Raw genomic sequence first — 9,726 nt, forward strand, 5'->3', positions numbered from 1 at the left:
CGAACCGGACGGCGTCGCCGCCACGCGCGGCGATGGGGCCTTCCGCCACGGTCTGCGGCATGGCGAAGGCGGCCGTCGGCGCGACCGCCGCGATCATCCATCCTGCCCATGCCATCCGACGCATCAACGGTGCCTCCCGATCCGTTAACGCTCCCACTGTGCACGAACGCTGGGGAACCGCAACGGACTCTTTTACGCCACATTCGTTTATGACGAACGAAACCGCCCGGAGAGGGTTCCCCGGGCGGTTCAAAGGCGATGGTGATGGAGGTCGGGCGCCGCCTTACTGGCAGGCCAGGCACTCGTCGTAGTCGGTGGGGGCGGCCGAGAAGAGGTCCGGCTGGTTCGGATCGATCTCTTCTTCCTTCTTGTCCTCGGCGCCGGCGAAGGCGGCGCGCTGCACCGACTTGGAGCGCAGATAATACAGGGACTTCAGGCCCCGCTCCCACGCCGACCAGTGCAGCATGTGCAGATCCCACTTGTTGACGTCGCCGGGGATGAACAGGTTCAGCGACTGCGCCTGGCAGATGTCGCCGGTGCGGTCGGCGGCCAGTTCGATGACCCAACGCTGATCCAGTTCGAAGGCGGTCTTGTAGATGGCCTTCTCATCGTCGCTGAGGGCGTCCAGGTGCTGAACCGAGCCTTCGTTCTCGAGGATCGAGGACCAGACGGCTTCGGTGTCGATGCCCTTCTCGCCCAGCAGGTCCTGCAGATAGGGGTTCTTGACGGCGAACGAACCCGACAGGGTCTTGTGGGTGTAGATGTTGGCCGGGATCGGCTCGATACCCGCCGACGTGCCGCCGCAGATGATCGAGATCGAGGCGGTCGGGGCGATGGCCAGCTTGTGGCTGAACCGCTCCATCACGCCGCGATCGGCGGCGTCGGGGCAGGGGCCCTTTTCCTCGGCCAGGGTGCGGCTGGCCTTGTCGGCCTCGCGGCGCAGGTGCTTGAACAGGCGCATGTTCCAGCTCTTGGCCATGGCCGATTCAAAGGCCACGCCCTGCGACTGCAGGAAGGAGTGGAAGCCCATCAGGCCCAGGCCCACCGAACGCTCGCGCTGGGCCGAATAGACGGCGGCGGCCATCGACGGCGGGGCGCGGGTGATGAAGTCCTCGAGCACATTGTCGAGGAAGCGCATGATGTCCTCGATGAAGTGGGGCTCTTCGCGCCATTCCAGGAAGGTCTCGGCGTTGACCGACGACAGGCAGCAGACGGCGGTGCGCTCGACGCCCTTATGGTCCAGCCCCGTGTGCAGCATGATTTCCGAGCACAGGTTGGACTGCTTGACCGACAGGCCCAGGTCCTTCTGGTGCTGCGGCATCTGCCGGTTCACCGTGTCCGAGAAGATCAGATAGGGCTCGCCCGTCTGCATCCGGATTTCCAGGATCTTGGTCCACAGGTTGCGGGCATCGACGGTTTTGCGGACCTCGCCGTTCTTGGGCGAGAGCAGGTCGAACGGCTTGCCGTCGCGGACCGCCTCCATGAAGGCGTCGGTGATGTTGATGCCGTGGTGCAGGTTCAGCGAGCGGCGGTTGAAGTCGCCCGACGGCTTGCGGATCTCGAGGAACTCTTCGATTTCCGGGTGGTGGATGTCCAGGTAGACGGCGGCCGAGCCGCGACGCAGCGAGCCCTGCGAGATCGCCAGGGTCAGCGAATCCATCACGCGGATGAAGGGGATGATGCCCGAGGTCTGGCCCGCGCCCTTGACCTTCTCGCCGATGGAACGGACGCCGCCCCAATAGGTGCCGATACCGCCGCCGTTCGAGGCCAGGGAGACGTTCTCGTTCCAGACGTTCTGGATGCCGTCCAGGCTGTCGTTGACCGAGTTGAGGAAGCAGGAGATCGGCAGGCCGCGATCGGCGCCGCCGTTCGACAGCACCGGCGTCGCCGGCATGAACCACAGCTTGGACATGTAGTCATAGACGCGCTGGGCGTGGTCGGCGTCGTCGGCGTAGGCCGTGGCGACGCGGGCGAACATGTCCTGATAGCTTTCGCCCGCCAGCAGGTAGCGGTCTTCCAGCGTCTTCTTGCCGAACTCGGTCAGTAGGGCGTCGCGCGTGCGGTCCAGCGTCAGGCCGTTGACCACCGTCAGCTCCGGCTTGGTCTCGGGCGGAGCCGAGGAAACCGTAGAGAATTCCGTCGTCTGCAACGCTTCGCCGCCTGCCATCGTCAGTCCCCAGTGCCTATGTGGATAACGCCAGATGTTGTGTGGATAACACCTCGACTATCTAAATCTAGTGTTAAGGCGGCGGGGGCGCCAACCAATTTATCGTCTCCGAAGTGTGATTTTTCGCTTGCATGGCGGCGGGTCAGTACGGGGCGGGCGTTGCGATCCCGCTGTGATGTAGGAATGGCGGTGATGACGCCCCGGCGGGCTCGGAAAATCGGCGGGAACGAGACTCTAGCTTGGCCGTTAGCGCCCCATGGCTCCGCATCCCACCGCCTTCCTGACTCGCGCCCTGCGCGTCGCCCGCACGGAGATCGCCGCTGTGGCCGCGATGCTGGTGGTCGCCCTGGGGGTGCTGATCTTCATCGAGGTGGCGGACGACATCCAGGAGGCCGACGGTCAGGCCTTCGACCAGGCGGTGCTGGCGGCGGTGCGGCCCTTCGCCGATGATCCGGGACGTCCTTGGGGGCCGTGGTGGCTGCACGAGGCGGCGGCGGACCTGACCTCGCTCGGCGGCATATCGGTGCTGACGCTGTTCGCCGTCATCGCCATCGGCTTCCTGCTGATCATGGGCAAGCGGCTGTCGGCGCTTATGCTGGTGGTCGGTCTGGCGGGCGGGGTGGCCTTGAGCGAAGGCCTGAAGGCCCTGTTCGAGCGTGAGCGGCCGCCCGAGATCTATCAGGCGGTGGAGACGCTGAACGCCAGCTTCCCCTCGGGCCACGCCCTGCTGTCGACCGTCTTCTACCTGACCCTGGGCGTCATGCTGACGCGCGCCTTTCCGCGCAAACGGCTGAAGGCCTATGTCCTGGGCTGCGCGGTGGTGATCGCCCTGCTGATCGGGCTGACGCGCATCTATCTGGGCGCGCACTGGGCGTCTGACGTGTTCGCGGGCTGGAGCGTGGGCGCCGCCTGGTCGATGGCTCTGTGGCTGGTGGCCTACGCCGCCGAGCGCCGCCAACGCCTGCACGACGCGCCCCTGCAGGACGCGCCCTAGGCTCCCGCCTTTTAGACCAAGGTCTAGCGCCGCGACCGGGCGCGGCTGTCGGATAGTGGTCCCAGAAGCCGTCGCCGCGCAGCGACGGACGCCCCTTCAGGACGACGCTTCAGGAGTTTCCCCGTGACCGATTTCGCCGCCCTCTACGCCGAACGCCTGACGACGCCCGCGGCGGCGGCCGCCTTGATCCCGTCGGGCGCCAAGGTCGCCATGGCCCTGGGCGTCGGCCAGCCGCCCGCCTTGCTGAAGGCCCTGGCCGACCGGGCCGAGGCGCGGCAGGTGGGGGACGTCAACCTCTACTACCTGCTGTCCACCGCCATTGCAGGCGAGACGGTGATGCGCTTCGAGCTGACCGACCGCATCCGCCCGCACAGCCTGTTCCACGGCGCCATCGAGCGGAAGCTGGAGGCGCGCGGGCGCGAAGAGGGTCGCCGCACCGTCTGGTTCGTGCCGACCGGCTTTCAGCAGACGCCGCGCGTGCTGACGCGCGAGATCGGCGTCGACACCCTGCTGGCGACGGTCTCGCCGATGGACGCCGAGGGCTATTTCAGCCTGGGGACCAACACCGACTACGCCCTAGCCGTGTCGAAGACGGCCGAGCGGGTGATCCTTGAAGTCAATCCGCACATGCCGCGCGTGTTCGGCGACTGCCGCGTCCATGTCTCCCAGGTCGCGGCCCTGGTCGAGCATTCGGCGCCCCTGCTGGAGGCGGGCAAGGCGCCGCAGCAGCCGCAGGATCTGGCCATCGGCGCCCTGATCGCCGGGCTGGTCGAGGACGGGGCGACGCTGCAGATGGGCATCGGCGCCCTGCCGGACGCGGTGTGCGCGGCCCTGCACGATCATCGCGATCTGGGCGTCCACACCGAAATGCTGACGCCCGGCCTGGTCGAACTGATGAAGGCGGGCGTGGCCACCAACGCCCGCAAGACCCTGCACCCCGGCAAGACGGTCTTCACCTTCTCCATGGGCGACCGATCGACCTATGAGTTCCTGCACGAGAATCCGGCGTTCGAGGCCTATCCGGTCGACTATGTGAACGACCCGGCCGTCATCGCCCGCAACGCCAAGATGATCTCGGTCAACGCCACCTTGCAGATCGATCTGTTCGGCGCCTGCTGTTCGGAGCATCTGAACGGCCGACAGTATACGGCGGCGGGCGGCCAGCTCGACTTCGTGCGCGGCGCGGCGGCGTCGCAGGGCGGCAAGTCGATCATCGCCTGTCACTCGACGGCGGCCAAGGGCGCGGCCTCACGCATCGTGGCGCGGCTGGACGGCCCGGCGACGACCCCGCGCAACGACATCCACTACGTCGTCACCGAGCATGGGGCGGTCAATCTGAAGGGACTGACCGACGACGCCCGCGCCCGCGCCCTGATCAGCCTGGCCGCGCCCGAGTTCCGCGAGGGGTTGGAGCGCGACGCCAGGGCGATGGGGCTGCTCTGAACGCGCTTCGGGGGAGATTTCCTTAACTTCTTCCGGGAGAAGCTGGCGACGAACCGGGGAGGGTGAAGACAGCAATGCAGGCGCGCTGGCGGATGTTTCGTCATGCGGCCGGCCGTGAGGCCGGCCCTCCGGCGACGGCCTATGTCGTCCTGTTCGTTCTGTGCCTGCTGATCGGCCAATGGAGCGCGGCGGCCTACAGCGCCGTGATCATCTGGCCCGCCAACGGCGTGCTTCTGGCGGCCTATCTGCTGCTCCCCCGACGCAAGGCGGCGGCGACCCTGCTGGTCTGCTTCGGGTTGAACCTGGTCAGCACGGTGTTGAGAGGGGATTCCCAGCCCTTCGTGTGGCTGAACCCTCTGCTGAATCTGGGCCAGGTCTTGATCGCGGGCGTGCTGGCGCGCCGACTGTGCGGCGCGGCGCTGGACCTGCGGCGCCCGCGACGTTTCCTGTATTTCGCCCTGGGCGCCGTCGCGCCGGCGGTGCTTCTGACCACCACCCTCTCCTGCCTGGTGGCGGCGTGGCTGCGTGGCTATGCGCCGGAACTGACGGCTTTCATCTGGACGCATCTGTTCATGATGGAGACGCTGGGCCTGTTGATCGTCACGCCCAATCTGCTGTTCCTGGCGCGGGCTCGCCGGTTCCGCGACGAGGCGACCGCACCCTGGCTTGCGCTCGGCCTGGCCGGACTGACGGCGGCGATGGTCGTCTGGGTCTTCAGCCAGCCCAGTTCGCTGCTGTTTCTGGTTTTCCCGCCGTTGATGCTGGCGGCCTATCGTCTGTCGCCGCCGTGGATGGCCGCGACGATCCTGGTGTCGGTCGGGATCAGCTGCATTCTGACGCTGGAGGGATACGGTCCCGTCGCCGCCTCGCCGGTGGTTGAGGTCGCGGCCCTGGCCCACCTGCCCCTGCGGTTGCGGCAGATGCCACTGTACCATGTCTTCCTGATGGTGTTGGTCCTGACCTCCCTGCCGCTCAGCGCCCTGATGGCGGAACGCCGCGCCAGCGTCGCGCGGCTGGCGCGCCGCACCGCCCTGGCCCTGCAGCAGCGACGCCGGGCAGAGGCTGCCGCCGCCGCCAAGGCGCGGTTCCTGGCCGTCATGAGCCATGAGATGCGCACCCCGCTGAACGGCGTCAGCGGCTACGCCGACCTGTTGTCTCAGCGCGACGACCTGCCGGAGGGGGCTCAGATCTACGTGGAGGCCGTTCGCCAGGCGGGGGAGGAGATGCGGCGACTGGTCGAGGATGTTCTGGACGCCTCGGCCGGGGATGACGCGGTGCAGGTCGAGCCCTTTGATGCGACAAGCCTGATCCGCGACCTTTGCGCCCCGGCGGCGGTCGCCGCTCGCGCCAAGGGGGTGGCGTTCGAGCTGAAGCTGGACGCGCCGGACATGGCCCTGCGCATGGGCGATCCGCGTCGGCTGGCCTCGGCCGTGAGGCATCTTCTGTCCAATGCGGTCAAGTTCACCGAGAGAGGCCGGATCGAGCTGGAAGCCCGACTGGACGCCGAAAGCCTGACCCTGACGGTGCGGGACACGGGGCCAGGCATCGCGCCGGAGCTGGAGCCTGCGCTGTTCGACCTGTTCCAACTGGGCGACGATTCCCTGAACCGGCGGCACGGGGGGGCGGGGCTGGGCCTGCCCGCCGCGCGTCGACACGCCCGCGCCATGGGCGGAGACGTGGTTCTGGGTGAAACGTCTGATCAGGGTTCGGTCTTCATCCTGACCGTGCGTTTGGGCGCAGGGGCGGGCGAGGGCGACGGGGCGACAGAGGCGGCGGCGCTTGCGTCATCCGACGGGCAGGTCACGCGCGTTCTGGTGGTGGACGATCATCCGACCAACCGTCTGATGCTACGGATCATGATGGAGGCGGCCGGATGCCGCGTGGTCGATGCGGCGGATGGGCTACAGGCCGTCGAACAGGCCTCTGCCGAGGCGTTCGACCTGATTCTCATGGACGTGCGAATGCCGCGCCTGAACGGGCTGGAGGCGACGCAGATGATCCGCAGCGGCGGTTCGGCTTCGTCGCTGGCGGCGGTGCTGGCGGTGACGGCTGACGCCATGCCTGAGGACGCCGTGCGCTGTCTCGGTGCGGGGATGGATGGCCATCTGGCCAAGCCGATCACCCATGAACGGCTCTACGCCGCCGTGGACCAGGCGTTCCGTGCGGCGCACGCGCGCCTGGCCGCCTAGCTCATCTGGCCGCCTAGCCCTCCCAGCCCTCGTCGAAGGGAAACCGCTCGGCCCAGAACGCCTGAAGCGCGGGCAGGGCGTCGACGCGTCGCACGACCTCGGCCATGCTCGGCGCCTCGGCGTAGAAGCGGCGACGCTGCGGCGTCCAGCGGCTGGCGACGGCGACGTAGAGGTCCAGCACCGTCATCTCTTCTCCCAGCAAGAAGCGGTCGGGCGTGATCTGCGCGTCCATCATCCGCCAGCAGTCGGCGATGCGCTCGACGGTGCGTCGCTGGATCTCGGCCTGGGCCTGAGGATTGTCGCCGCCGAGACGGGAGGGTTCGTCGCGCACCCAGAACATCGAATAGACGGCGGCGGGGATGAAGCTCATCCAGCGCAGGAACTGCGCCCGGCGCGGATCGTCCAGCGCGGGCGACAGCCGCGCCTGCGGGTGGGAATCGGCCAGCCAGATCAGGATGGCGGCGCTTTCGGTGATCACCTCGCCGCCCGGCGTGACCAGGGCCGGCACCTGGCGCATCGGATTGACCCGCGCCACCTTGTCCCGCTCGGCCTCGCCCTCCCAGGTCGGAGCCTCGACCATATGATAGTCCAGTCCGATCAGCCGCAGCGTCGCCTCGACCGGGGTCGAGCCCGAGCCGGCTGCGCCGTAAAGCGTGAAAACCATCCCCATCTTCCTCCCCAGTTTCCTGTCATCGAAACACCATATCTAGCGGTCGGGTGAAAAGTGATCGCTAGATATGCGCATCTTCCCTTGTCCCCGCGCGTCGGTGGACGCATGGTGAACGCACCTTCTCCGGATTCGCCTCAGGTCTTCTTCGATGAACGCTCCCGCCACGATCATTCGTCCCGGCACGCCCGGCCTGCTGACCCCTTCGGCCGCCTACAAGCCCTTCCGCTACCCGTGGGCCTTTGACATGTGGAAGAAACAGCAGCAGGTCCACTGGATGCCCGAGGAAGTCCCGATGGGCGAGGACGTGAAGGACTGGGCCGCCAACCTGACTGACAGCGAGCGCAATCTGCTGACGCAGATCTTCCGCTTCTTCACCCAAGCTGACATCGAGGTCCAGGACAACTACATGGAGCGCTACGGCCGGGTGTTCAAACCGACCGAAGTGAAGATGATGCTGGCCTCCTTCGCCAATATGGAGACCATCCATATCGCGGCCTACGCCCTGCTGCTCGAGACCATCGGCATGCCCGAGAGCGAGTTCGGCGCCTTCATGGAATACGAGGCCATGCGCGACAAGCATGACTTCATGGGTCAGTTCGGAGTCGATACCGACGCCGACATCTGCCGCACCCTGGCCATGTTCGGCGGCTTCTCGGAAGGGCTGCAACTGTTCGCCAGCTTCGCCATGCTGATGAACTTCCCGCGCCAGTCCAAGATGAAGGGCATGGGTCAGATCGTGTCGTGGTCGGTGCGCGACGAAAGCCTGCACTGCGAAGGCATCATCAAGCTGTACCACGCCTTCAACAAGGAGACGGGCGCCGTCACCAAGGCCGTGGCCGACGACATCGTCGACTGCTGCAAGACGGTGATCGAGATGGAGGACAAGTTCATCGACCTGGCCTTCGAAATGGGCCCGGTGAACGGCATGACGCCGGACGACATCAAGGCCTACATCCGCTTCATCGCCGACTGGCGCCTGCGCCAGCTGCACCTGCCGGAAGTCTATGGCGTGACGGAAAACCCGCTGCCGTGGCTGCAGGCCCTGCTGTCGGGCGTGGAGCACGCCAACTTCTTCGAGGCGCGCGCCACCGAATACTCCAAGGCGGCGACGCAGGGCGCTTGGCACGGCGCCGACGGCGTCTGGGACAGCTTCGACAATATGATGAAGCGCCGCACGGAATCCGCCGAGGCCTGATCCGGCCCAGCGGCAGGCGAGAAAAAGGGCGCCCCGACGCAGGTCGGCGGCGCCCTTTGTTTTTTGGATCACCAACCCCTGAGTTTGGGCGCGCAGATATTTGAGTTCCGCTCATCCCGGCGGACGCCGGGACCCAGTGCTTTGGCTTCAAAGCGCGCGGCTCAACGGCCAAACCTTTGCTTGCTCACTCACTGGGTCCCGGCGTCCGCGGGGATGAGCGGGATTGGAAGCGGCGTCGCCGACACCCCCGCCGTGACGTCCGCCCTTTCCTTGTCAGAAGCCTCAGTTCGGCGTGTTGCGGCCCGCGTTGCAACGCGCCGTGTCGCCGCGCTGGCAGGCGGCGGCCGTGGCGCGCCAGTCGGCCATGTCGCGCTCATAGCGGGCCTGGGCCTCGTCGGCGGCGCGCAGGTCCGCCTCGTGACGTTCGCGATCGGCGCGCGCCTGGGCCTCGGTCTGATCCACCTCGGCCTGCCAGCGGCGCTGGGCCTCGGCCTGGGTGGACTGATTGGCGCGGTCCTCGTTTTCGGCCAGGTCGTTCTGGGCCACGATCTCGGCGTTCAGGGCCTGGGTCTGGCGCAGCTCGTCGGGGTCTTGAGCCGAATCCGGCGCGCGATGATAGCGCTCGCCCTTGGACAGCAGCATTTCGGCGACGGGATCTTTCGGCGCCGGTTGCGGACGGGTTTGGCTCTGGGCGTAGGCGGAGCCGACCGTCAGCGAGACGGCCAGGGTCGTGGTCAGCATCAGCGCCGCCAGGGGGCGCGAGAGCTGGGTTTGCGAGGACAGGGGGCGGATCATGGGGCTCTCCTTGCAGGGGAGGATACGAAAGACCGCAAGCTTGGCGCTTTCGGCTTCCAAAGGAAACAACGTCTGGCGCGGCGTAAGGCTGCCGCCCAAGGGCCTACAGCGGCAGCAGAAGCTCGAAGCGCGTGCCCTGCGGCCCGGTGTCCAGCAGGGTCAGGGCGCCGCCGTGGTTGGCCGCCAACTCGCGCGAAATGGTCAGGCCCAGGCCCGTGCCGTCGGCCCCGCCGCCGCTGACGAAGGGCTCGAACAGGCGATCGGCCAGGCGCG

The 9,726-nt window shown here is 67.3% G+C and carries 8 protein-coding genes; 4 read left to right on the forward strand and 4 right to left on the reverse strand.

Annotated elements, in window-relative coordinates:
• Nucleotides 1-283: 283 nt before the first annotated feature.
• Nucleotides 284-2,167, reverse strand: coding sequence for a ribonucleoside-diphosphate reductase subunit alpha (locus tag RT567_RS09955; protein WP_409516164.1), 1,884 nt, complete (start codon nt 2,165-2,167; stop codon nt 284-286).
• A gap of 256 nt (nt 2,168-2,423) precedes the next feature.
• On the opposite strand from RT567_RS09955, the gene RT567_RS09960 reads away from it, so the two are divergent.
• The 3 genes from RT567_RS09960 to RT567_RS09970 all read left to right on the forward strand — a co-directional run bounded on the left by RT567_RS09960 (nt 2,424) and on the right by RT567_RS09970 (nt 6,793).
• A complete protein-coding gene (locus RT567_RS09960) occupies nt 2,424-3,161 on the forward strand; it encodes a phosphatase PAP2 family protein (RefSeq protein WP_313576204.1) in 738 nt (245 codons plus the stop codon).
• 123 nt (nt 3,162-3,284) lie between these two features.
• Entirely contained in the window at nt 3,285-4,604 is a 1,320-nt protein-coding gene (locus RT567_RS09965; RefSeq protein WP_313576206.1) for an acetyl-CoA hydrolase/transferase C-terminal domain-containing protein, read from the forward strand.
• Between the two features lie 92 nt (nt 4,605-4,696).
• The gene (locus tag RT567_RS09970; protein ID WP_313576208.1) at nt 4,697-6,793 is read left to right on the forward strand and encodes a response regulator; all 2,097 of its coding nucleotides are present in this window, start codon (nt 4,697-4,699) and stop codon (nt 6,791-6,793) included.
• 13 nt (nt 6,794-6,806) lie between these two features.
• On the opposite strand, the gene RT567_RS09975 is transcribed toward RT567_RS09970, so the two are convergent.
• Nucleotides 6,807-7,463: a glutathione S-transferase family protein gene (locus tag RT567_RS09975; RefSeq protein WP_313576210.1), complete on the reverse strand. Its 657-nt coding sequence runs from the start codon at nt 7,461-7,463 to the stop codon at nt 6,807-6,809.
• 148 nt (nt 7,464-7,611) lie between these two features.
• Here RT567_RS09975 and RT567_RS09980 point away from each other — a divergent pair, with 148 nt between their 5' ends.
• Nucleotides 7,612-8,658 (forward strand): ribonucleotide-diphosphate reductase subunit beta, encoded by a 1,047-nt coding sequence (locus RT567_RS09980; RefSeq protein WP_087140422.1) that lies wholly within the window; start codon nt 7,612-7,614, stop codon nt 8,656-8,658.
• Nucleotides 8,659-8,940: 282 nt separating this feature from the next.
• On the opposite strand, the gene RT567_RS09985 is transcribed toward RT567_RS09980, so the two are convergent.
• Both RT567_RS09985 and RT567_RS09990 read right to left on the reverse strand, forming a co-directional pair.
• Nucleotides 8,941-9,453 (reverse strand): cell wall hydrolase, encoded by a 513-nt coding sequence (locus tag RT567_RS09985; protein ID WP_313576212.1) that lies wholly within the window; start codon nt 9,451-9,453, stop codon nt 8,941-8,943.
• Nucleotides 9,454-9,556: 103 nt separating this feature from the next.
• The gene (locus RT567_RS09990; RefSeq protein WP_313576216.1) at nt 9,557-9,721 is read right to left on the reverse strand and encodes an ATP-binding protein; all 165 of its coding nucleotides are present in this window, start codon (nt 9,719-9,721) and stop codon (nt 9,557-9,559) included.
• Between the last annotated feature and the right edge of the window lie 5 nt (nt 9,722-9,726).

It is taken from the genome of Brevundimonas sp., assembly GCF_032107865.1.
Lineage (GTDB): Bacteria > Pseudomonadota > Alphaproteobacteria > Caulobacterales > Caulobacteraceae > Brevundimonas.

What these genes read in the sequence shown, in the direction of transcription:
- RT567_RS09955 (WP_409516164.1), bottom strand. Translation starts at nt 2,167, where the DNA reads ATGGCAGGCGGCGAAGCGTTGCAGACGACGGAATTCTCTACGGTTTCC.
- RT567_RS09960 (WP_313576204.1), top strand. Translation starts at nt 2,424, where the DNA reads ATGGCTCCGCATCCCACCGCCTTCCTGACTCGCGCCCTGCGCGTCGCC.
- RT567_RS09970 (WP_313576208.1), top strand. Translation starts at nt 4,697, where the DNA reads ATGTTTCGTCATGCGGCCGGCCGTGAGGCCGGCCCTCCGGCGACGGCC.
- RT567_RS09975 (WP_313576210.1), bottom strand. Translation starts at nt 7,463, where the DNA reads ATGGGGATGGTTTTCACGCTTTACGGCGCAGCCGGCTCGGGCTCGACC.
- RT567_RS09980 (WP_087140422.1), top strand. Translation starts at nt 7,612, where the DNA reads ATGAACGCTCCCGCCACGATCATTCGTCCCGGCACGCCCGGCCTGCTG.
- RT567_RS09985 (WP_313576212.1), bottom strand. Translation starts at nt 9,453, where the DNA reads ATGATCCGCCCCCTGTCCTCGCAAACCCAGCTCTCGCGCCCCCTGGCG.